The organism is Klebsiella sp. CN_Kp106 (assembly GCF_040064575.1).
Taxonomy (GTDB): Bacteria; Pseudomonadota; Gammaproteobacteria; order Enterobacterales; family Enterobacteriaceae; genus Klebsiella; species Klebsiella michiganensis.
This window is the reverse complement of record NZ_JBEAIG010000001.1, coordinates 334089-356014: the sequence shown is the minus strand read 5'-3', so window position 1 is coordinate 356014 and position 21926 is coordinate 334089. Positions and strand designations below refer to the sequence as shown.

21 protein-coding genes are annotated in these 21926 nt (G+C 57.1%); 15 read left to right on the top strand and 6 right to left on the bottom strand.

What is annotated here, in order from left to right; translation table 11 throughout:
* Positions 1-10: 10 nt before the first annotated feature.
* The 5 genes from ABLU96_RS01590 to psiF all read left to right on the top strand — a co-directional run bounded on the left by ABLU96_RS01590 (position 11) and on the right by psiF (position 4774).
* Positions 11-1297: an MFS transporter gene (locus ABLU96_RS01590; RefSeq protein ID WP_004848153.1), complete on the top strand. Its 1287-nt coding sequence runs from the start codon at positions 11-13 to the stop codon at positions 1295-1297.
* A gap of 66 nt (positions 1298-1363) precedes the next feature.
* On the top strand, positions 1364-2356 hold the full coding sequence (locus ABLU96_RS01585; protein WP_014837560.1) for a substrate-binding domain-containing protein: 993 nt from the start codon (positions 1364-1366) through the stop codon (positions 2354-2356).
* A gap of 227 nt (positions 2357-2583) precedes the next feature.
* Complete coding sequence (gene iraP, locus ABLU96_RS01580) at positions 2584-2844, top strand: anti-adapter protein IraP (RefSeq protein ID WP_004848155.1); 261 nt, start codon at positions 2584-2586, stop codon at positions 2842-2844.
* An 88-nt stretch (positions 2845-2932) separates the two neighbouring features.
* Entirely contained in the window at positions 2933-4363 is a 1431-nt protein-coding gene (phoA, locus tag ABLU96_RS01575) for an alkaline phosphatase (RefSeq protein ID WP_025107196.1), read from the top strand.
* Between the two features lie 90 nt (positions 4364-4453).
* Positions 4454-4774, top strand: coding sequence for a phosphate starvation-inducible protein PsiF (psiF, locus tag ABLU96_RS01570; RefSeq protein WP_004132478.1), 321 nt, complete (start codon positions 4454-4456; stop codon positions 4772-4774).
* Positions 4775-4820: 46 nt separating this feature from the next.
* Here the strand turns inward: psiF and proC are convergent, their stop codons facing one another.
* Positions 4821-5630 carry a pyrroline-5-carboxylate reductase gene (proC, locus tag ABLU96_RS01565; RefSeq protein ID WP_004848157.1) on the bottom strand — a complete coding sequence of 270 codons (810 nt, stop codon included), beginning with the start codon at positions 5628-5630 and terminating at the stop codon, positions 4821-4823.
* Positions 5631-5746: 116 nt separating this feature from the next.
* On the opposite strand from proC, the gene ABLU96_RS01560 reads away from it, so the two are divergent.
* A complete protein-coding gene (locus ABLU96_RS01560) occupies positions 5747-6205 on the top strand; it encodes a YaiI/YqxD family protein (protein WP_009653579.1) in 459 nt (152 codons plus the stop codon).
* Here the strand turns inward: ABLU96_RS01560 and ABLU96_RS01555 are convergent.
* Complete coding sequence (locus tag ABLU96_RS01555) at positions 6202-6900, bottom strand: DUF2076 domain-containing protein (RefSeq protein WP_048261381.1); 699 nt, start codon at positions 6898-6900, stop codon at positions 6202-6204. The two genes, ABLU96_RS01560 and ABLU96_RS01555, sit on opposite strands and share 4 nt — an antisense overlap.
* Positions 6901-7234: 334 nt before the next feature.
* On the opposite strand from ABLU96_RS01555, the gene aroL reads away from it, so the two are divergent.
* The 4 genes from aroL to ppnP all read left to right on the top strand — a co-directional run bounded on the left by aroL (position 7235) and on the right by ppnP (position 9330).
* Positions 7235-7762 (top strand): shikimate kinase AroL, encoded by a 528-nt coding sequence (aroL, locus tag ABLU96_RS01550; protein ID WP_004848163.1) that lies wholly within the window; start codon positions 7235-7237, stop codon positions 7760-7762.
* 71 nt (positions 7763-7833) lie between these two features.
* Entirely contained in the window at positions 7834-8025 is a 192-nt protein-coding gene (locus ABLU96_RS01545; protein WP_004129622.1) for a YaiA family protein, read from the top strand.
* 252 nt (positions 8026-8277) lie between these two features.
* Positions 8278-8958: an AroM family protein gene (locus tag ABLU96_RS01540; RefSeq protein WP_165795123.1), complete on the top strand. Its 681-nt coding sequence runs from the start codon at positions 8278-8280 to the stop codon at positions 8956-8958.
* Between the two features lie 87 nt (positions 8959-9045).
* Entirely contained in the window at positions 9046-9330 is a 285-nt protein-coding gene (ppnP, locus tag ABLU96_RS01535) for a pyrimidine/purine nucleoside phosphorylase (RefSeq protein WP_004099395.1), read from the top strand.
* Between the two features lie 42 nt (positions 9331-9372).
* Here ppnP and rdgC read toward each other — a convergent pair whose 3' ends face one another.
* Positions 9373-10284 (bottom strand): recombination-associated protein RdgC, encoded by a 912-nt coding sequence (gene rdgC, locus ABLU96_RS01530; RefSeq protein WP_348862278.1) that lies wholly within the window; start codon positions 10282-10284, stop codon positions 9373-9375.
* Positions 10285-10374: 90 nt separating this feature from the next.
* Here rdgC and mak point away from each other — a divergent pair, with 90 nt between their 5' ends.
* Positions 10375-11280 carry a fructokinase gene (gene mak / locus ABLU96_RS01525; protein WP_014228144.1) on the top strand — a complete coding sequence of 302 codons (906 nt, stop codon included), beginning with the start codon at positions 10375-10377 and terminating at the stop codon, positions 11278-11280.
* Between the two features lie 47 nt (positions 11281-11327).
* Here mak and ABLU96_RS01520 read toward each other — a convergent pair whose 3' ends face one another.
* The 3 genes from ABLU96_RS01520 to sbcD all read right to left on the bottom strand — a co-directional run bounded on the left by ABLU96_RS01520 (position 11328) and on the right by sbcD (position 16313).
* Positions 11328-11690: an NUDIX hydrolase gene (locus ABLU96_RS01520; RefSeq protein ID WP_048261384.1), complete on the bottom strand. Its 363-nt coding sequence runs from the start codon at positions 11688-11690 to the stop codon at positions 11328-11330.
* Positions 11691-11979: 289 nt separating this feature from the next.
* Entirely contained in the window at positions 11980-15114 is a 3135-nt protein-coding gene (gene sbcC / locus ABLU96_RS01515) for an exonuclease subunit SbcC (protein WP_348862275.1), read from the bottom strand.
* A complete protein-coding gene (sbcD, locus tag ABLU96_RS01510) occupies positions 15111-16313 on the bottom strand; it encodes an exonuclease subunit SbcD (protein ID WP_014228147.1) in 1203 nt (400 codons plus the stop codon). Before sbcD ends, sbcC begins: the two co-directional genes overlap by 4 nt.
* A 278-nt stretch (positions 16314-16591) precedes the next feature.
* On the opposite strand from sbcD, the gene phoB reads away from it, so the two are divergent.
* The 4 genes from phoB to proY all read left to right on the top strand — a co-directional run bounded on the left by phoB (position 16592) and on the right by proY (position 21824).
* Positions 16592-17281, top strand: a complete 690-nt coding sequence (phoB, locus tag ABLU96_RS01505; RefSeq protein WP_004099401.1) for a phosphate response regulator transcription factor PhoB — start codon at positions 16592-16594, stop codon at positions 17279-17281.
* Positions 17282-17302: 21 nt separating this feature from the next.
* Positions 17303-18592 (top strand): phosphate regulon sensor histidine kinase PhoR, encoded by a 1290-nt coding sequence (gene phoR / locus ABLU96_RS01500; protein WP_004848171.1) that lies wholly within the window; start codon positions 17303-17305, stop codon positions 18590-18592.
* A 418-nt stretch (positions 18593-19010) separates the two neighbouring features.
* Positions 19011-20330, top strand: coding sequence for a branched-chain amino acid transporter carrier protein BrnQ (gene brnQ, locus ABLU96_RS01495; protein WP_014837566.1), 1320 nt, complete (start codon positions 19011-19013; stop codon positions 20328-20330).
* 123 nt (positions 20331-20453) lie between these two features.
* Positions 20454-21824, top strand: a complete 1371-nt coding sequence (gene proY / locus ABLU96_RS01490; RefSeq protein WP_014228149.1) for a proline-specific permease ProY — start codon at positions 20454-20456, stop codon at positions 21822-21824.
* Positions 21825-21926 lie beyond the last annotated feature (102 nt).

The following is a 21926-nucleotide window of genomic DNA, read 5'->3' as shown; positions in this document are numbered from 1 at the left end:
AGGAGTGCTTATGCACATGCTCGCGAAATTACCCGCGCGTCGCTGGTGGTATTTAATGCCGATTATATTTATTACCTATAGTCTGGCCTATCTTGACCGTGCGAATTATGGTTTTGCCGCTGCGGCGGGAATTGAAAGCGATTTGGGTATTACCAAAGGAACGGCATCGCTTATTGGCGCGCTATTTTTTCTCGGCTATTTCTTTTTCCAGGTACCCGGCGCGATATATGCGGTAAAACGCAGCGTGCGAAAAATGATTTTCTTTAGCCTGATTTTATGGGGATTCTGCGCGGCGGCGACCGGGTTCGTCAGCAATATTCCGATGCTGATGGCGATTCGCTTTACCCTTGGCGTGGTTGAGGCGGCGGTGATGCCGGCGATGCTGATTTATATCAGCAACTGGTTTACGAAAACCGAGCGTTCGCGCGCCAACACGTTCCTGATCCTCGGAAACCCGGTAACGGTGCTGTGGATGTCCATCGTTTCCGGCTACCTGATTCAGGCGTGGGGCTGGCGCGAAATGTTTATCATCGAAGGCATTCCGGCGGTACTGTGGGCGGTATGCTGGTGGATACTGGTGCGCGATAAACCGTCCGAGGTTTCCTGGCTGAACGAGCAGGAAAAAGAGACCCTGCAGAAGGTGATGGACAGCGAGCAGAGTCATATCAAGCCGGTGCGCAACTACGGTGAAGCGCTGCGCTCGCGCAATGTGATCATGCTCTGCGCCGTGCACGCGCTGTGGAGCATCGGCGTGTACGGCTTCATGATGTGGATGCCGTCGATTCTGAAGAACGCCGCGCAGATGGATATCGTGGCGGTGGGCTGGCTGGCGGCGGTGCCGTACCTGGCGGCAATTATCCTGATGCTGACGGTCTCCTGGCTGTCGGATAAGTTCCAGAATCGTAAACTGTTTATTTGGCCGTTATTGCTGATTGCCGCTATCGCTTTCTTTGGCTCCTGGCTGGTGGGCAACCAGGCGTTCTGGCTCTCCTATGCGCTACTGGTCATTGCCGCGGCCTGCATGTATGCGCCATATGGGCCGTTCTTCGCGCTTATTCCTGAACTGCTGCCGCGCAACGTTTCCGGCGTATCGATGGGCTTAATCAACAGCTTTGGCGCGCTCGGCGCTTTCCTTGGCGCGTGGCTGGTGGGGTACCTCAACGGGATTACCGGCGGGCCGGGGGTTTCCTATACCTTTATGGCTGTCGCGCTGCTGTCCTCCGTCGTGCTGATGTACAACGTGCGCGCTAACCCGCAACCCGTCTCCCCGGTGACGGCAAAAAAGGTTGCCGGCTAACATAAACCGCCGCTGCTGTGGTAAGGTTCTCTGCGAGCATAAAAGTCGCTTGTCGTAGAGAACCTGATGAAAAACAACCGGATGACATTGCAGGATATCGCCAACCTGGCGGGGCTGAATAAAATGACGGTCAGCCGTTATTTACGTGACCCCGGCCAGGTTTCTGAGCGCAGCCGTGAGCTGATTTCAAAGGTCATGGAAGAGAACAACTATATCCCTAACCGTGCCCCGGAAATCCTGCTTAACGCCCGGAGTAAAACGATTGGCGTGCTTATTCCCTCCTTCCGCAACCAGATTTTTGCCGATGTGCTGGCCGGCATTGAGTCGGTGACCTCGGCGCACCAATATCAGACCCTGATTGCCAACTACGAATATGACCCGCAGCGCGAAGAGCGCGAAGTGCTCAATCTGCTCTCTTATAATATCGATGGGCTGATTTTGACCGGGAAGCAGCACAGCGATCGCATGGTGCAGTACGTGCGCGCCAGCGGTATCCCCGTCGCTGAACTGATGGACTACGGCGGCCAGCAGCTGGATATCCAGGTGGGGTTCGATAACGAAAAGGCGGCGTGGGATATGACCCATGCTTTTCTTGAGAGCGGCAAACGGGCGATCGCCTTTTTTGGTTCAATGGACGATCCCCGCGATTTAAGCCGCTTCCGCGGCACCGAGCTGGCGCTGGCGGAGCACGGCCTGAAGGCGTATCACATGGCGCCGCGGACCATCTCCTCGGTTGCGCTTGGCCGGCAGATGTTCCTGCAGATGCAGCAGACGCGCCCGGATATTGACGCCATTTTTTGTACCAACGACGATCTGGCGGTGGGGGTGCTGCTCGAGTGCCAGGCGCAGGGGAAAGCCGTTCCGCAGGAGATCGCCATCGCCGGTTTTCACGGGCTGGAAATTGGCCGTGCGCGGCTGCAAAAAATAGCCAGCGTCATTACCCCACGTTATGAAATCGGTAAAACGGCGAGCGAAATACTTATTGCGCGCCTGGCCGGTAAAGACGCGCCGGACAGCGTGAATCTGGCCTACCAGATATATTATGGCGATACGTTATAGTTATCGATAGAATAGCGATATTCCATTTTATTCTTATTTGTTAAAGTTGGTTATGATGCTTATTAATCCGCATTGAGTAAATTCCTGGCGGGTGGCATGCAAAGAGCAAAACGTTTCGCTTGTTATTCACCGGCGTGGCCAACTTTTTTAAAAAATAATAGTGGCAACCGACGGCTAATGTATGACATAAATAGCAGACTACGGACCTCGCATAAGGATAAAGTGCTGTGAAGAATCTCATTGCTGAGCTACTGGTAAAACTCGCCCAAAAGGAAGAAGAATCGAAGGAGCTGACGGCCCAGGTTGAGGCGCTGGAAGTGGTGGTGACCGCTCTGCTACGTCACATGGAGCAGGATGCCCAGCAGGCGCTCATCACCGATATTGAGCAGGCAATCGATGAGGCCAGCCCCGGCCCGCTGGTGGATGACCGCGATACCCAGCTACTGCAGCAATATATAAAGAAGCTGTTACGGCATCCTCGTAGTTAGTTTTGTGACAGGGTATGGATGCTGTCATTTTACTGTCACATCGCTTTTATACAGTCTCCCTCGTTTTGTTTTTTAAAGTATTTTTTACATGGAGACGATAAAAGTGAAATTAAGCGCCCTGTTTATTGCCCTGCTGCCTCTGCTGGGCTCCCCGATTATTCACGCAGAAACAACAACCGCACCGGTTCTGGAAAATCGTGCCGCGCAGGGCGATATCACCACGCCGGGCGGCGCGCGTCGTTTAAGCGGTGACCAGACCGAGGCGCTGCGCGCTTCGTTAATCAATAAACCGGCTAAAAATATTATTTTGCTGATTGGCGACGGAATGGGCGATTCTGAAATCACCGCCGCGCGAAATTATGCAGAAGGGGCGGGCGGCTTCTTTAAAGGCATTGACGCGCTGCCGCTGACCGGCCAGTACACCCATTATTCTCTGGATAAGAAAACCGGCAAGCCGGATTATGTCACCGACTCCGCCGCTTCCGCAACGGCCTGGACCACCGGCGTGAAAAGCTATAACGGCGCGCTGGGCGTGGATATCCATGAAAAAGATCATCAGACCATCCTTGAGCTGGCGAAAGCGGCGGGCTTAGCCACCGGTAACGTCTCCACGGCGGAACTGCAGGACGCCACTCCCGCTGCGCTGGTGGCGCATGTGACGTCGCGTAAATGCTACGGCCCGAGCGTGACCAGCGAAAAATGCGCCAGCAACGCGCTGGAAAAGGGCGGTAAAGGTTCCATTACCGAACAACTGCTGAACGCCCGTCCCGACGTAACACTGGGCGGCGGCGCGAAAACCTTCGCGGAAAGCGCGACGGCCGGTGAATGGCAGGGCAAAACGCTGCACGATCAGGCGGTAGCCCGCGGCTACCAGATCGTCACCGACGCCAGCTCGCTGGCCGCCATTAGCCAGGCCAATCAGGACAAACCGCTGCTCGGTCTCTTCGCGGAAGGCAATATGCCGGTGCGTTGGGAAGGCCCAAAGGCGTCTTATCACGGCAATATCGATAAGGCGGCGGTGACCTGTACGCCGAACCCGAAACGCGATGCATCGGTGCCGACGCTGGCGCAGATGACCGAAAAAGCCATCGATCTGCTGAGCAGCAATGAGAAGGGGTTCTTCCTGCAGGTGGAAGGCGCTTCTATCGATAAACAGGATCACGCGGCGAATCCGTGCGGTCAGATTGGCGAGACCGTCGATCTGGACGAAGCGGTACAGAAGGCGCTGGAATTTGCCAAAAAAGAGGGCAATACCCTGGTTATCGTCACCGCCGACCACGCTCACGCCAGCCAGATTATCCCGGCAGATACCAAAGCGCCGGGCCTGACGCAGGCGCTGAACACCAAAGATGGTTCGGTGATGGTGATGAGCTACGGCAACTCTGAAGAAGAGTCGATGGAACATACCGGCACCCAGCTGCGTATTGCCGCCTACGGCCCGCACGCGGCCAACGTGGTGGGTTTAACCGACCAGACGGACCTGTTCTACACCATGAAAGCCGCACTTAATCTGAAATAACCGGGCGCCGGTGATGAATTTTCGTTACCGGCTGGTTTTTTCTCCATCAGCGACCAGACTTACAGAGATCCACTCATAGAGGATGGTGCGATGAAAATAACATTACTTGTGACCTTACTTTTTGGCCTGGTATTTATGACAGCGGTGAGTGCCGCGGAAAAAGAGTTGACCCCTCAGCAGCAAAAGATGAGCGTCTGCAATAAAGAAGCGTCATCGAAGTCGCTGAAAGGGGATGAGCGTAAAACGTTTATGAGTAGCTGCCTGAAGAAAGATGGCGCCGCGCAGGACGGTAAGGGGCTAACGCCTCAGCAGCAGAAAATGCGCGAGTGTAACGCTCAGGCGACCCAGCAGTCCCTGAAAGGGGACGATCGCAGCAAATTTATGAGCGCCTGCCTGAAAAAACAGGTGTAAGAAATGGGCGGGTGAGGGAAACCTCACCCGCTATTCGCTATTGCAATCAGGAACGGCTCAGCTTCTCTGATTTCTCCATGCATTTCACCATCGCTTCGATGACGGCGGAACGGAAGCCTTTCTCTTCCAGCACGCGCACGGCTTCGATGGTGGTGCCGCCGGGCGAACACACCATATCCTTCAGCGTTCCCGGATGCTCGCCGCTTTCGAGTACCATTTTGGCCGAGCCCATCACCGCCTGCGCCGCGAATTTATAAGCCTGCGCGCGGGGCATTCCGCCAAGCACAGCGGCGTCGGCCATCGCTTCGATAAACATAAAGACGTAAGCCGGCGCGGAGCCGCTGACGCCGACCACCGGATGAATCATCGGCTCAGCAATGATTTCCGCCTGACCAAAGCAGCGGAATATGGTCAGGATCTCCGCGGTTTCTTCGGCGCTGACCAGCGCATTCGGCGTGACCGACGTCATCCCCGCGTTGACCAGCGAAGGCGTGTTGGGCATCGCGCGGACTATTTTGCGGTCATGGCCTAAGGCGCGCGCCAGCTGGTCGAGCGTCACGCCCGCGGCGATAGAAACCACCAGAGAGTCTTTATTCAGGCTGGAGGCGACGTCGCTGAGCACTTTTACCATCACGCCCGGCTTTACGGCGCCAAAAACGATATCCGCCACCTGAGCCACTTCCTGCGCGCTTTGCGCCGCATTAATGCCGTATTGGTCGTGCAGGGCCGCCACTTTATCCGGCGACGGGGTATAGACCCAGATTTGACCCGGCTGCACCTGCCCGCTGGCGATCAGGCCGCCCAGGATGGCCTTGCCCATGTTGCCGCAGCCGATAAAGCCGATTTTCTTCTCCATCACCAATCCCCTTTGTTTGTTTTATCGTTAGCGATATAGCTTAACATCTTGTTGCTTTCGCGGAAGGCAAAAGCAGGCGACAATACGGCATCTCTTTTTCATCGACAGGAGCCGCAATGGCTATTTGGGTTGATGCGGACGCGTGTCCGAACGTCATTAAAGATATTTTGTTCCGCGCCGCCGAGCGCGCGCAAATCTCGTTGACGCTGGTTGCTAACCAGCCTCTGCGCGTCCCGCCGTCGCGCTTTATCCGCACGCTGCGCGTGGCGCAGGGGTTTGACGTGGCGGATAACGAAATCGTACGTTTATGCGAGCCGGGAGATCTGGTGATTACCGCCGATATCCCGCTGGCGGCGGAAGTGCTGGAGAAAGGCGGGGCGGCGCTGAATCCACGCGGTGAACGCTACAGCGAGGCGACCATTCGCGAACGCCTGACGATGCGCGACTTTATGGAAACGATGCGGGCCAGCGGCGTGCAGACCGGCGGCCCGGATAGCTTATCCCAGCGCGATCGGCAGCAGTTTGCCGCCGCGCTGGAGAAATGGCTGTTAGACGTTAAGCGCCAGCAGGGTTAAACCCAGCTGTCGTCGTCGCTGCCGAAATCATCATTGCCGAAACCGGCGTCAAAGTCGGCGTCATAATCGTTGTTGTCGGCGAGGAACTGCCCGTCATCCTGGCGGAAGGTATCGTCAGCGACGCTATTGTCCTGCGCCTGGCTGAGATCCGGCTGCGGTTTCTCTTCGATGATATTGACGATCTCCTGCGGATGCGAGCCGCTAAACATATTGGTCAACATGTTTCCCAGCACCACGCCGCCCGCGACGCCTGCCGCCGTTTGCAGCGCGCCGGCCATAAAACCGCCGCCGCTGCGCGACGCCTGAGGGGCGTAGTTCTGCTGCTGCGCCTGCGGAGCATACTGAGGCTGGGCGCCGGCCTGCGGTCGGCCATACTGCTCGGCGCCAGGAATCGGGTCGGAACCGCGCGACTGACCGCCGCCAAACAGGCCTGAGAGAAACCCGCCGCTGCTCGGCTTCGCGGCCTGAAGCTGGGTCACCTGGCTCTCCAGCGCCTGAATGCGGTCGTTGAGCTGTTTGATCGCCGCTTCCTGAATCAGAATCGTTTGCGCCATATAGTAAGGGGCGAACGGCTGCTCTTTAATGTGCCCGGCAATCCGCTCCTCAGCGCTGGTATCCCGTGATGCGCTGTGGCTCTCGGCCTCTTTTAATCGGGAAAACAGTCCATCGATAAGGCGTTGCTCTTCAGATTGCATACTACATACCTCTGTCATACTGATTGATTAGCTTCAGATTCGCTCCGAAGCACGCATCTTGTAAATATGCGGCAGCGTAAAGCTGTGCAGAAATGTGTTACTGTTTACGCCAGACTGCGAACAAAAAATAACTTCTGTACAAAAGTAAAGCTGGCATAACACAAAATGCAATGATAAGTTTACATTAAATGTCCTTTCTAATACTAAGGTGAAAGGGTTTGCAGATGGTGTGTAACGTTTATTTTACGATTTGCGTTGGGTAAGTTTGCGGTACCATTGTTTCTCTTTTCGCTTTCATTTATCCGCAAAATGCGGAACCAAGGGGTCTTCGGTAATGACACAGCTAATATTTCTTGTCGGGCCTCGCGGCTGCGGTAAAACGACCATCGGACACGCGCTGGCGAAAGCTCGCAGCTTTAAGTTCGCCGACACGGACCATGAGCTGCAGGAGCATGAGCAGCGCACGGTAGCGGCTATCGTCCAGCAGGAAGGCTGGGAACGCTTTCGTGCGCTGGAAACGCAGGCTTTAGAACGCGTCGCTCAACCCGCGACGATCATCGCCACCGGCGGCGGCATTATCCTCAGCGAATACAACCGACAGTTTATGCGGGAAAATGGCATCGTTATCTATCTCGAGGCATCGGTCTCCGCGCTGATTGACCGCCTTGAAGCCTATCCGAAGGCGGAACAGCGCCCGACGCTGACCGGAAAGCCCATCCGCGATGAAGTGGGTGAGGTGCTGGCGCAGAGGGAAGCGCTGTATCGCGCGGCCGCGCATCATATTATTAATGCGACCGCCACGCCGGATGAGGTCGTAGAACAGATTATGACCACCGTCTGCGGCGAGACCTATACCAGTTAAGACTTTGCCTGGGGTAAACGGATCGGCAGCGCCTATACTTTAAAGCTCTTAAGGTAAAAAAAGGAAACGCTATGCCGACCAGACCTCCATATCCAAGGGAAGCGCGTGTTGTCGCCGTTGAAAAGGGCCCGCAGGGCCAAACGGTCACCTGGTATGAACTGCGCGCCGATCACCCGACGCCAAACTCACTCATCAGCGAACATCCTACAGAACAGGAAGCGCTGGACGCCAAACGGCGTTACGAAGATCCTGATAAGTCTTAATTCCTCTTAAATGTCCGGGATTCGTTCTGAAAAGATCGCTACCGGACATGTATCACATTTTTAATCTATTAACGGTACTAATGATTACCTAAGGTACGGATTTTCAGGAGCGTTTTTGACGCTTCTGGAATCTTTACATTCCATATCAGCCGTAACCTGCTACGCTTCTCGACGGTTGCTTTGGGTCACCAGGGGGCAGAAGTTGTAAATAAAAGCCTGTTTTGAAACAGCGGTTGTGAAAAGGTAAACGATATGAGTAGTGCATCGATGGCAATCTTGACCATTGGGGTCGTACCCGTGGCGGAGATGCTGCCGCTTTTAACTGAACATATCAGGGAAGACGAGATCGCCCACATTAGCCTGCTCGGCAAAATGACGCGCGAAGACGTTATGCGGGACTACAGCATAGAGCCCGGCGATGAGATGCTATTGACCTTGCTTAACGATAATCAAATTGCGCAGGTCTCACGGCAGAAGGTTGAGCGTGATTTACGTAGCGTCATTGCGATGCTCGATAAACAAAATTACGACCTTATTTTACTCATGAGCACTCATCCCTTTAGCGGATTTACGGCGAATAATGCGATCCTGCTTGAGCCGCAAAGAATTATTCCGCCGCTGGTCGCGTCGATTGTCGACGGCCATCAGGTGGGGGTGATTGTTCCGGTTGAAGAGATTTTGCCGCTGCAGCGGAATAAATGGCAGGTATTAGAAAATACTCCGTTTTACGCCATTTCCAATCCGGTGAGCGGCGGTAAAGAGGAGTTAATCGCCGCGGGCAGGGAGTTGATTGAACAGGGCGCAGACGTATTAATGCTGGATTGCCTTTGCTACCACCAGCAGCATCGCGACATATTACAAAAGGCGCTGGATATTCCGGTTCTGTTGTCAAATGTGCTGGTTTCACGGCTGGCGGCAGAACTATTAGTTTAACCTGATGTAACGCGTTAATTTTACGTGACAGGGGCAAGGAGCGCCCCCTATATTGTGCCTTCAACACAAGATCATAAGGGCGAGTTTATGCTTCAAAGCAATGAATACTTTGACGGAAAAGTAAAATCAATCGGCTTCACCAGCAGCAGCACCGGTCGTGCGAGCGTGGGCGTGATGGCGGAAGGGGAATATACCTTTGGTACCGCGCAGCCGGAAGAGATGACCGTAGTCAGCGGCGCGCTGAACGTACTTTTGCCGGGAGAGACCGAGTGGAAAGTCTATGCCGCCGGGGAAGTATTCAACGTTCCGGGGAATAGCGAGTTTAATCTGCAGGTGGCTGAGCCGACCTCTTATCTGTGCCGCTACCTGTAATGTTCGTTTCCTTCCTGCGCTGGCAGGAAGGAATTCACGAGATTAGCGCTGCGCTTCGCCGCCTAACCCTTCCACCAGATTCTGAATCAGCGCGGCCAGCTCGCCGGTCATCAGAATAAAGTCCGCGCCAAAACGCTGGGCGAAATCTTCCCGATCGATATCTTCATTCCGATCGCGCAGTTCGTCGCAGAACTTCAGGCGTTTAATCGAACCATCATCGCACATTAAGAACTGAATGCGCTGCTGCCAGTCGAGCGCCAGCTTGGTGACGACCTTACCGGCTTCAATGTGCACGGCGATCTCGTCGCTCACCAGATCCTGTTTTTTCGCGCGGATCACGCCGCCGTCTTCCAGCATCGCTTTCAGCTCGGCTTCATCCAGCAGCTGGAAGCCCTGAGCCACGGTACCGGAACGCACCCACTCGGTCAGCGTCAGTTCGATCGGGGTTTCCAGCGCCAGCGGAACAACCGGCAGCGAGCCCAGGGTTTTACGCAGCAGCGCCAGCGTATCTTCCGCTTTTTTGGCGCTGGCGCAGTCCACCATGATCAACCCGTTGACGGTATCGATCCACATCATGGTCTGGCTGAAGCGGCTGAAGGCGCGCGGCAGCAGGGAATGCAGCACTTCATCTTTCAGAGAATCTTTTTCGGTTTTTTTCAGCTTACGGCCCTGCTCGGCTTCCAGCTTGAAGATCTTTGCTTCCAGCGCCTGTTTGATCACCGGAGACGGCAGGATCTTCTCTTCTTTACGCGCGCAGATAACGATCTGGCCATTTGCCGTATGCGTCAGCGCATCGCTGTGCGATCCCATCGGCGGTACCCAACCGGTTTTGGCCATATCCTGGCTGCCGCAAGGAGTAAAGGTCAGCTCGGCCAGCTGTTTTTCCATCTCCTCGGCGCGCAGGGAAATGTCGCGGCTGAGACGATAAACCATTAAATTTTTGAACCACAGCATGATAATTTCCACGGCTTAGTCGTTAAATCCAGCGGGCATGATAGCGAATTGTCGCTATGCTTGCATTGTTAATCGGGAGAGGAATTCACAGTGCGCATTGGCATTGATTTAGGCGGAACCAAAACGGAAGTCATCGCGCTGAGCGACCAGGGAGCGCAGCTATTTCGTCATCGCCTGCCTACGCCAGGGGGCGATTATCGCCAGACGATAGAGACGATAGCCTCGCTGGTCGAGATGGCCGAGCAGGCTACCGGGCAGAGCGGCACGGTCGGCATCGGCATCCCCGGGTCGATTTCGCCCTATACCGGCGTGGTCAAAAACGCTAACTCAACCTGGCTCAACGGTCAGCCGTTTGATAAAGACCTTAGCCAGCGTCTGCAACGGGAAGTGCGTCTGGCCAACGATGCCAACTGCCTCGCGGTGTCGGAAGCGGTAGACGGCGCGGCGGCCGGAGCGCAAACGGTATTTGCGGTGATTATCGGCACCGGCTGCGGTTCAGGCGTGGCGCTTAACGGACGCGCCCATATTGGCGGCAACGGTACGGCGGGCGAGTGGGGGCACAACCCGCTGCCGTGGATGGATGAAGATGAACTTCGCTATCGCGCTGAAGTACCGTGCTACTGCGGCAAGCAGGGCTGTATTGAAACCTTTATCTCCGGTACCGGCTTTGCGACCGATTACCGGCGGTTAAGCGGTCATTCGCTAAAAGGCAGCGAGATTATGCAGCGCGTGGGCGAGCGGGATCCGGTGGCGGAGCTGGCGCTGAGCCGCTATGAGATGCGGCTGGCGAAGTCGTTGGCTCACGTGGTTAACATCCTCGATCCGGACGTTATTGTGCTTGGCGGCGGAATGAGCAACGTTGACCGTCTCTACCAGACGGTGCCGAATCTGCTAAAACCATGGGTATTCGGCGGTGAATGCGAGACGCCGATTCGCCGGGCGGCGCACGGGGACTCCAGCGGCGTGCGCGGCGCGGCCTGGCTGTGGCCGCTGTAATCATCAACCGCTGCGCGGCCTGAACGGCGCAGCGGGTACCCCGCGGATTACCGGTCCGGGATCTCCTCCAGGCTGTAGTAAATCGACACCCCCCTTTTTTTACCCTCCTCAATATCCAGATCCGCTCCCCGGGATTCGCCCGGCATGCGCAATATAGCGTCGCAGCGGCTAATGACACGGTGAGCGACCGGATAGAGATATTCCTCGCTAATCGCATCGCCAATTTCCGTTGAACCCGCTGCTTTGGCGATGGGCAGAGCCAGCCATTCGCCGACCACGGGGATATGGCCTTTCTGGTAAACGCGTAGCGCAACCTGGGCCATATTGTTCAGGTTAGCGTCGATAAGTTCCGCTCGATTGTGGGTGCCGCTGCGTACCGGGCCGGCAATCAAAATAAGTAAGCTTTTCATGGTTAAGACCTTCTTAATGGGCCAGAGGGGATGGGACGATGCTGCCGGAGGCTGCAGCACGCCCTCAGAAAAAGTTATGAATGCACGTTTTTGCACGAAATGATGTGGTTAAAATAATAAGCACGGTTTTTATGCATTTTTTCGCCTGACGCTCATCGTTAAAGCAACGAATTTAAACTTATCATGCAAATTCGTGCAATATCAAGATTTATCGTGAATGCTGAGCCCGGGCAACGGCGCGACCTCTCCCGTGGGGGAGAGGCTTGAAGACAGGTGCGGAGGGGGAAATTTATTCGACGGCGAAAGCTTTATCGAGACGGCTATAGCCCAGCCCGTTGATTTTTTTAACTTTAATTTGCACAGGAATGCGCTCTTTCATCGCCTCAACGTGGCTGATGACGCCGATAATCTTGCCGCTGGCGTTGAGCGCGTCCAGCGCATCCAGAGCGGTATCCAGGGTTTCGCTGTCCAGAGTGCCGAAGCCCTCATCGAGAAACAGCGAGTCTATCCGCGTTTTATGGCTCACCAGATCGGAGAGCGCCAGCGCCAGCGCGAGGCTCACGAGGAAGCTCTCGCCGCCGGACAGCGTCCGGGTGTCGCGCACCGCGTCCGCCTGCCAGGTATCGACCACTTCCAGCTCCAGGGCGTCGCTGGCTTTGCGTTGCAGCAGATAGCGGCCGTGCAGGCGGTTGAGCTGATGGTTGGCCAGCCACACCAGGTTATCCAGCGTCAGGCCTTGCGCAAACTTACGGAATTTATCGCCCTCTCTGGAGCCGATAAGCGCGTTCAGCCATCCCCAGTCTTCCACTTCCTGCGCAGCGCGTTCCATCTGCTGGCGTAACGACTGCTGACGCTGCTGGTTTTCTGCATTCTGCTTCAGCTGCTGGCGAATCTCTCCCTGACGGGCGCTGTTTTCCCGCAGCAGCGTCGTCAGCTGCTGAAGCTGTTCCTGTACCCGCTCAAGAGGCTGGCTGATATCCGTTTCCGCCGGCGGCTGCTGGCGGTGGCTATCCAGCGCCTCGCGGGCCCGCATCGCCAGCGCCTGATTCTGCTGTAGCGTACTTTCCAGCGTCTGCTTCAGGCGTTCAAGGCGCCGGCGCGCCTCCTCATCGAGCAGCGCGGCGAGAAACGCCTGCTGGTCAGCGAACGGGCTGGCGGCCAGCGCCGCGCTGAACTGCGCTTCGCTCTCTTTCAGCTGAGCCTGCTGCTGGCTCTCCTGCTGCCCCAGGGTTTGCCACTGGCTCTGAAGCGCGAGGCAGTCGTCGTGCACCTGGCGCCAGCCGTCCAGCGGCGCGGGTTCCGCCGCTAAGTCCGTTTCCGGCAAGGACTCCAGCAGCGGGGTCAACTGCTGAAGCTGTTCCTGCAGGGCGATCAGTTCGTTCTGTTTGGCCTGCCAGCCGCGGGTCTCGTCTTCCCGCTGCGCCAGCCAGCCTGCGGCCTGCTCTGCTGCCGGTAAACTCAGCGCAAATGCGGCCAGTTCAGCCGCCAGCGCGGCGCTGCGCTGCGCTTGTTCCTGCTGGAGCTGCTGGAGCTGCTGCTGGCACTCCTGCTGCTGGGCCTGCCAGGCCAGACGCTGCTGATGCTGATACAGCCGCTGTTCATGCTCCTGCTGCGCGTTTAGCCAGCCGGGAATGTCATCCTTTGGCGTCAGGTCGATATTTAATCCGGCGATCGTCGCCTGCCAGCGTGAGGTAAGCGCTTGCTCCTGCTGCAGAAGCGATGCTTTCTCGGTGGCCTCTTTCTGCTGCTGCTTAAGCAGGGCGTCCAGCTCGCCGCGTACCAGGGCGCCGGCCTCCGCCAGCTGTTTGACTTCGCGCTCAAGCGCATCGCGCCGCGCCTGATTTACGCCGGGAACCAGCGCCTGATACTCGGCGACGGCCGGATGCTGCGCGGAACCGCAGAGCGGACAGGGGGAACCGGGCTGCAGGCGGGCTCGTTCGGCCTCCAGGCCGGCAATGCGCGCTTCCATTTCGCACAGGGCTTTGACATCGCTAAGCTGCTGATTCTTCTCTTTATAGGCCTGACGGCGCTGGGCCAGGGTGGTTTCCAGCCGCTCCTGCTCCTGCTTACTGGCCTGCCCGGCGGCATGAAGCTGTGATAATCGCTGGCTCAGCGGCTGCAGCTGGCCATGCAGGGCCGCGAGCTGCTGGCGCAGAGCGCGCGCCGCGGCGTGCTGCGCGAGGCTGGCGCTGACCTGCTCAGCATCCAGCGCCAGCCCGTCGGGCGGCAGTTCGCCCAGCCGGCGGCTGGTTTCCGCCAGACGCTGCTGCAGAGCGGCTTGCTGCTGCGTATCGCGGGCCTGCTGCTGGAAAGCGGCCCGCCAGCCCGCCAGCGCATTGCCCCATCGCTGGTAGCGGTCGTGCTCTTTTAGCCATGCGGCGAGCGTTTGCTGGTGGTTCTGCAGGCGTTCAGATTGCTGCCGGGCGGCGAGGCGAATCCCCGCCCGCAGCCGCAGTCGTTCATGTAAGCGAGTATTTACTTCTTCTCTCAGATTGCGGGTTTGCGCCAGCGCGGCGATTTGCTCCTGTTGACGCGTCCACTGCGGGCGTAGCTGCTCCGCGGGCTGGGCATTCAGCAATACGGTAAGCTGCGGTTGCGCCTGCTCCAGCGCAGCCTGCGCTTCGCGTAGCGCGGTTTGAGCCTGCCGATCTTCTGCCGTCAGCTCTGCGCCGCGTACCAGCCACTGACGGGCATTTTGCAGGCGGGTTTGTTCGCTAACCTGCTGTTTTTCTTCATCAGTAAGCGCTTGCAAACTTTGTTGGAGCGCCTGCTGCTGTTCGTCGCTCAGCAGCAGCACGCCGGAGGCCTGGGCCTGAATTTTCTCCAGCTCGACGCGGGCCTGCTTATGCTTTTCAAAGACCTGTGCCGAAATCTGGCCGTAAATCTCGGTGCCGGTCAGCTCCTCCAGCAGCTCGGCGCGCTCTTTCGGTTTCGCGTTCAGGAAGGCGGCGAACTGCCCCTGCGACAGCAGCATCGAGCGGGTGAAGCGGCCATAGTCCAGGCCGGTGAGCGAGGCGGTCAGTTCCAGCTTATCTTTGACCTTATCGGCGAGGATCTTGCCGTCCTCGCAGCGCGCCAGCTCGACGCGCGGAACCTGCAGGTTGCCGTCCGGCTGGTTTCGCGCCCGGTTCTGGCTCCAGAAGGCGCGGTAGGCGATGCCTTTTACCTCAAACTCCACTTCCGCCAGGCATTCGGCGGTGTCGCGGGTCATCAGATCGTTCTGCGATTGCGACACGCTGCTCAGGCGCGGGGTTTCGTGATACAGCGCCAGACAGATTGCATCCAGCAGGGTGGTTTTTCCGGCGCCGGTTGGCCCGGTAATCGCGAACAGTCCGTTGCTGGCGAAGGGCTCAGCGGTGAAATCAATTTTCCATTCGCCTTTGAGTGAGTTGAGGTTTTTCAGGCGTAAGCTGAGTATTTTCACAGGCGATCCTCACCGTTCAGACTATGCAGCGTTTCATTAAAGAGCTGTTCCAGGCGCTGCTGCTGCGTTGCTTCCAGCGTTTCCAGCGCCAGACGGCGGGCGAAGACGTCCTCCACCTGCAGTTCGCTGAGGGTCTCGCGCTGAGCGCCGGCCAGAATGCGATCGCGCTGGGCGCGGCTGCGGCGCACCAGCAGCACTTCTACCGGCAGCGTTTCGGTCTGCGCCTGGATTTTACGTTGGATATCATGCATATATTCGTCGCTGGTGACTTCGATATCCAGCCACGCTGAGGGCTGCTGGTCGTTATTCTGCCATTGGTTTAGCTGTGCGCTAATGCTGGCGAAATCGCCCTTCAGGACCGCCAGCGGCTGGGTGACGGGGACGATAAGCGGCGTGACGTCCGTCAGGCAGCCGTTAGCGAAAGTGACCAGATTGACGCTCTTATTTTTCCCGGTTTCGTCAAAGCTCAGCGGGATGGGCGAACCGCTGTAGCGGATATGTTCGCAGCCGCCGACCACCTGCGCCCGGTGAATGTGGCCGAGCGCGATATAGTCGGCGGGCGGAAAACGGCTCGCCGGGAAGGCGTCCAGCGTACCGATATAGATTTCGCGAACCGCGTCGCTTTTGCTGGCGCCGACGGTGGTTAAATGGCCGCTGGCGATAATCGGCAGCGCCCGGTCGCCGCGCAGTTCGCAGGCCAGCTGGTACTGCTGCTGGTAGTAGTCGCTGATGGCGCTGAGCAGCAGCTGCTGCTTTTCGCCGCCAGAGTGCCCGGCCTGGCTGGTCACCAGCTCACGCGGGCGCAGGAACGGTACCGGACAAAAAATCGCCCCCGGCGTACCGTCGCGCAGCGGCAGGATAAAAGGGGCGTGGCCGGCATTGGCCACCACCGTCGTATTCAGGAAGGCGAGAATGTCTCGCGACTCGTTGAGGGTGGCAACCGAATCGTGGTTTCCCGCCAGCACCACCAGCCGGCAGCGGGTCTGCTGCAGCTGAACGACAAAGCGGTTATACAGCTCGCGCGCGTAGCTCGGCGGTGAGCCGGTATCAAAAATATCGCCCGCAACAATAATGGCATCGACATCATGTTCCTGCGCGCTGGCCAGCAGCCAGTCGAGAAACGCCTGATGTTCGGCGGCGCGACTTTTGCTGTAAAAATTTTGCCCAAGGTGCCAGTCAGAGGTGTGAAGGATGCGCATAGTTGTTCCCTGGAGAAAAAGCGTAAGCGGCATTATATACCCGTCATCCTTCAAGTTGCTTATGCGTTGGCTACGTCCAGCCACCTGGTTACCTGTACTTGTGGGGAGTGAAACCTGAATTATTGAGGGGATAACGCTGCTTTTGGGTGAGTTAAGTCCGTGTCACAATTCGAAATCCGCGTTCATCTGGCGGTCATTTTTTTCATAAATCTGTCATAAATCTGACGCATAATGGCCGCGCACTTCTATACTGATGGCTAAAAAATACAGGGTAAATAATGGCGAGAAGAATTCTGGTCGTTGAAGATGAAGCTCCAATCCGCGAAATGGTTTGCTTTGTTCTGGAGCAAAACGGCTTTCAGCCCGTCGAGGCGGAAGATTTTGACAGCGCGGTCAATCAGCTCAATGAACCCTGGCCTGATTTGATCCTCCTTGACTGGATGCTGCCGGGCGGGTCGGGTCTGCAGTTTATTAAACAGCTCAAGCGTGAAGCGATGACCCGTGATATTCCGGTGGTGATGCTGACCGCCCGCGGCGAAGAGGAAGATCGCGTCCGCGGCCTGGAGACCGGCGCCGATGACTACATCACTAAGCCGTTTTCCCCGAAAGAGCTGGTGGCGCGAATTAAAGCCGTGATGCGGCGCATTTCGCCGATGGCGGTGGAGGAGGTGATTGAAATGCAGGGGCTGAGCCTCGACCCCTCTTCGCATCGCGTCATGACCGGCGAAAATCCGCTGGATATGGGGCCTACGGAGTTTAAATTACTCCACTTCTTCATGACGCACCCGGAGCGAGTCTATAGCCGCGAACAGCTGCTGAATCACGTCTGGGGAACCAACGTTTATGTCGAAGACAGAACGGTAGACGTGCATATTCGCCGTCTGCGCAAAGCGCTGGAACATAGCGGCCATGACCGGATGGTACAAACGGTTCGCGGTACGGGATATCGTTTCTCCGCCCGTTTCTGAATGCTGACAGGAGTGTGAACCGTGCTGGAACGGCTGTCATGGAAAAGGCTGGCGCTTGAGCTTTTCTTGTGTTGTATCCCGGCCCTGATCCTCGGGGCGTTTTTAGGTTACCTGCCGTGGTTTTTATTGGCGGCAGTGACCGGTCTTCTTGTCTGGCATTTCTGGAATCTGATGCGCCTGTCGTGGTGGCTGTGGGTTGATCGCAGCATGACGCCGCCGCCGGGCAGCGGCAGCTGGGAGCCGCTGCTTTACGGACTGCACCAGATGCAGATGCGTAATAAAAAGCGCCGCCGTGAGCTGGGAAGCCTGATTAAGCGCTTTCGCAGCGGGGCGGAGTCTCTGCCGGATGCGGTGGTGCTGACCACCGAAGAAGGGGTGATGTTCTGGTGCAACGGTCTGGCCCAGCAGATCCTGAATCTGCGCTGGCCTGACGATAACGGGCAGAACATCCTTAACCTCTTGCGCTACCCTGAATTTGCCAATTATCTGAAATACCGCGATTTTTCCAAACCGCTCAATCTGGTGCTGAATAACGGCCGTCATCTTGAAATTCGCGTGATGCCCTATAGCGATAAACAGCTGCTGATGGTGGCGCGCGATGTCACGCAGATGCACCAGCTGGAAGGGGCGCGGCGAAACTTTTTCGCCAACGTCAGCCACGAACTGCGCACGCCGTTGACGGTGCTGCAGGGGTATCTGGAGATGATGCAGGAGCAGGTGCTGGAAGGGGGAACGCGCGAAAAAGCATTGCACACCATGCGTGAACAAACCCAGCGCATGGAAGGCCTGGTTAAGCAACTGCTGACGCTGTCGCGAATCGAAGCCGCGCCGGTACTGGCGATGAACGATAAAATCGATGTGCCGATGATGCTGCGGGTGGTCGAGCGCGAGGCGCAAACGCTAAGCCAGCAGAGGCAGGTGCTGCATTTTTCGGTCGATGAATCGCTGAAAGTACTGGGTAATGAAGAACAGCTGCGCAGCGCCATTTCCAACCTGGTCTATAACGCGGTCAACCATACGCCGCCGGGAACGGACATTACCGTAAGCTGGCAGCGCGCGCCGCACGGAGCGTTGTTCAGCGTCGAAGATAACGGGCCGGGCATCGCGCCGGAACATATTCCGCGTCTGACCGAGCGTTTCTACCGGGTGGATAAAGCGCGTTCAAGACAGACCGGCGGCAGCGGTCTGGGGCTGGCGATCGTCAAACACGCCGTCAGCCATCACGATAGCCGCCTCGAAATTGAGAGTACGCTGGGGAAAGGCACCCGCTTTAGCTTCCTGTTACCGGAACGTTTAATTGCCAAAAATTGAGCCCGAGCGGCCGGGTGTCAGAATAACTTGCCAATGACCAGCTTCGGCTGGTCATTTTCCTTTGCAGCGCAATCACAGCTGCGTAATTAACGAACGCTCGCTGCTTTTTTGTTCGCATGATAAGCCAGATGTTTTCTATCCATCAGGTAAATAATTCTACGCATCAAAATAGAGTTAGCATAATCATCTGCTTTTGCGATCCCTCCTTGCTTTAAAACGTTATAAGCGTTTAAATTGCCCCCCTACGGTCGCAGACAGACTGTTTTTGCGTGGTAATTCAAAAAACAATTCTTTTCCACGCCGCTTTGGGAGCATATCCCGCTGAGTTTACTGACAATGGCCGCTGTATCATCCCCAGGGGAAAGGCGCGGTATTTATCCGTTTTTACAACACCACATCCACAGGCTGTAATGAATTTATGACCCATCAGTTAAAATCTCGCGACATCATAGCGTTGGGCTTTATGACCTTCGCGCTGTTTGTCGGCGCAGGCAATATTATCTTCCCCCCAATGGTTGGCTTACAGGCCGGCGAACACGTCTGGAGCGCGGCCATTGGCTTTCTGATTACCGCCGTGGGTCTGCCGGTGCTAACGGTCGTGGCGCTGGCAAAAGTCGGCGGCGGCGTAGAGAGCCTGAGCACGCCGATTGGTAAAGTCGCCGGTATCCTGCTGGCGGTCGTCTGCTACCTGGCCGTAGGGCCGCTGTTCGCGACCCCGCGTACCGCGACCGTCTCTTTTGAGGTGGGGATTGCGCCGCTGACCGGCGACGGCCCGCTGCCGCTGCTGATTTACAGCGTTATCTATTTTGCGCTGGTGATCCTCGTTTCGCTCTACCCGGGCAAGCTGCTGGACACCGTGGGGAATTTCCTCGCGCCGCTGAAAATTATCGCCCTGATTATTCTCGCCGTGGCGGCAATCGTCTGGCCTGCCGGTCCGCTGAGCCACGCGATGGAAGCCTACCGCACCGCGCCGTTCTCTAACGGCTTCGTCAACGGCTATCTGACCATGGACACCCTCGGGGCAATGGTCTTTGGTATCGTGATTGTTAACGCCGCGCGTTCTCGCGGCGTCACCGAAGCCCGCCTGCTGACCCGCTACACCGTCTGGGCTGGCCTGATGGCCGGCGTGGGCCTGACGCTGCTGTACCTGGCGCTGTTCCGTTTAGGTTCCGATAGCGGCACGCTGGTGGAGCAGTCCGCTAACGGCGCGGCGATTCTGCATGCTTACGTCCAGCACACCTTCGGCGGCGCGGGAAGCTTCCTGCTGGCGGCGCTGATCTTTATCGCCTGTCTGGTGACGGCGGTGGGCTTGACCTGCGCCTGCGCGGAGTTCTTTGCCCAGTACCTGCCGTTCTCCTACCGTACGCTGGTGTTTATCCTCGGCCTGTTTTCGATGGCGGTCTCCAACCTCGGCCTGAGCCACCTGATTCAGATTTCGATTCCGGTGCTGACGGCTATCTATCCGCCGTGTATCGCACTGGTTGTATTAAGCTTTACCCGCGGTTGGTGGCATAATTCGTCCCGCGTTATCGCCCCGGCAATGTTTATCAGCCTGATGTTTGGTATCATTGACGGCATTAAAGCGTCGGCGTTTGCAGAGATGATGCCGTCCTGGACCGCGCGTCTGCCGCTGGCGGAGCAGGGCCTGGCCTGGCTGATGCCAACCGCCGTTATGGTGGTGCTGGCGGTTATCTGGGATCGCGCAGCGGGACGTCAGGTGACATCCAGCGCGCACTAACCGACGCTTTACACAGGTGTTTAACCACGGGACTTCAGGTCCCGTGGTTTTTTGTTTTTTTGGTCACCCTCCTTTGTTCTTTGCCCCCGCGAAGGCCAGAGGAGAAAAACGGCATGGAACACGATGGAAAGTAGTAACAAGCTTAAGCGCGGGCTAAGTACCCGGCATATTCGCTTTATGGCGCTGGGGTCGGCAATCGGTACCGGCCTTTTCTATGGTTCGGCTGACGCGATTAAAATGGCGGGGCCGAGCGTTCTGTTGGCTTATATTATCGGCGGCGCCGCGGCCTACATTATCATGCGCGCGCTGGGCGAGATGTCGGTGCATAACCCGGCCGCCAGTTCATTCTCGCGCTACGCGCAGGATTATCTTGGCCCGCTGGCGGGCTATATCACCGGCTGGACCTACTGTTTCGAAATTCTGATTGTCGCCATCGCCGACGTCACGGCCTTCGGTATCTATATGGGCGTCTGGTTCCCGGCGGTACCGCACTGGATCTGGGTACTCAGCGTGGTGCTGATTATCTGCGCCGTCAACCTGATGAGCGTGAAGGTCTTCGGCGAGCTGGAGTTCTGGTTCTCCTTCTTCAAAGTCGCCACGATTATCATCATGATCCTCGCCGGTTTCGGCATCATTATCTGGGGTATTGGCAACGGCGGGCAGCCGACGGGTATCCACAACCTCTGGAGCAACGGCGGCTTCTTCAGCAACGGCTGGCTGGGGATGGTGATGTCGCTGCAGATGGTAATGTTCGCCTACGGCGGGATCGAAATCATCGGTATCACCGCCGGCGAAGCGAAAGATCCGGAGAAATCCATTCCGCGCGCCATTAACTCGGTGCCGATGCGTATCCTGGTGTTTTACGTCGGGACGCTGTTTGTGATTATGTCTATCTATCCGTGGAACCAGGTGGGGACCAACGGCAGCCCGTTCGTCTTAACCTTCCAGCATCTCGGCATCACTTTTGCCGCCAGCATCCTGAACTTTGTGGTGCTGACCGCTTCGCTGTCGGCGATTAACTCCGACGTCTTTGGCGTGGGGCGTATGCTGCACGGCATGGCGGAACAGGGCAGCGCACCGAAGATGTTCGCGAAAACCTCCCGTCGCGGGGTGCCGTGGGTGACGGTGACGGTGATGACGATTGCCCTGCTGTTCGCGGTCTATCTTAACTACATTATGCCGGAGAACGTCTTCCTGGTGATCGCCTCGCTGGCGACCTTCGCCACCGTCTGGGTGTGGATTATGATCCTGCTGTCGCAGATCGCCTTCCGTCGCCGCCTGCCGCCGGAAGAGGCGAAGGCGCTGAAGTTCAGGGTGCCTGGCGGTGTCGCGACCACGGTGATTGGCCTGCTGTTCCTGGTCTTTATTATCGGTCTGATCGGCTACCATCCTGATACCCGCATCTCGCTGTACGTTGGCTTTGCGTGGATTCTCCTGCTGCTGATTGGCTGGCAGTTTAAAACCCGCCGCGAGCGAAAACTGGCGAAAGCCTAGTCATTTTCGTTCTCTTCTTGCCGGATGCGCTCAGGCTATCCGGCAAGCTATCCCTCCACCCCCGCCATCCTCCCCCAATAATTCTGCCGATGATGAGTCATA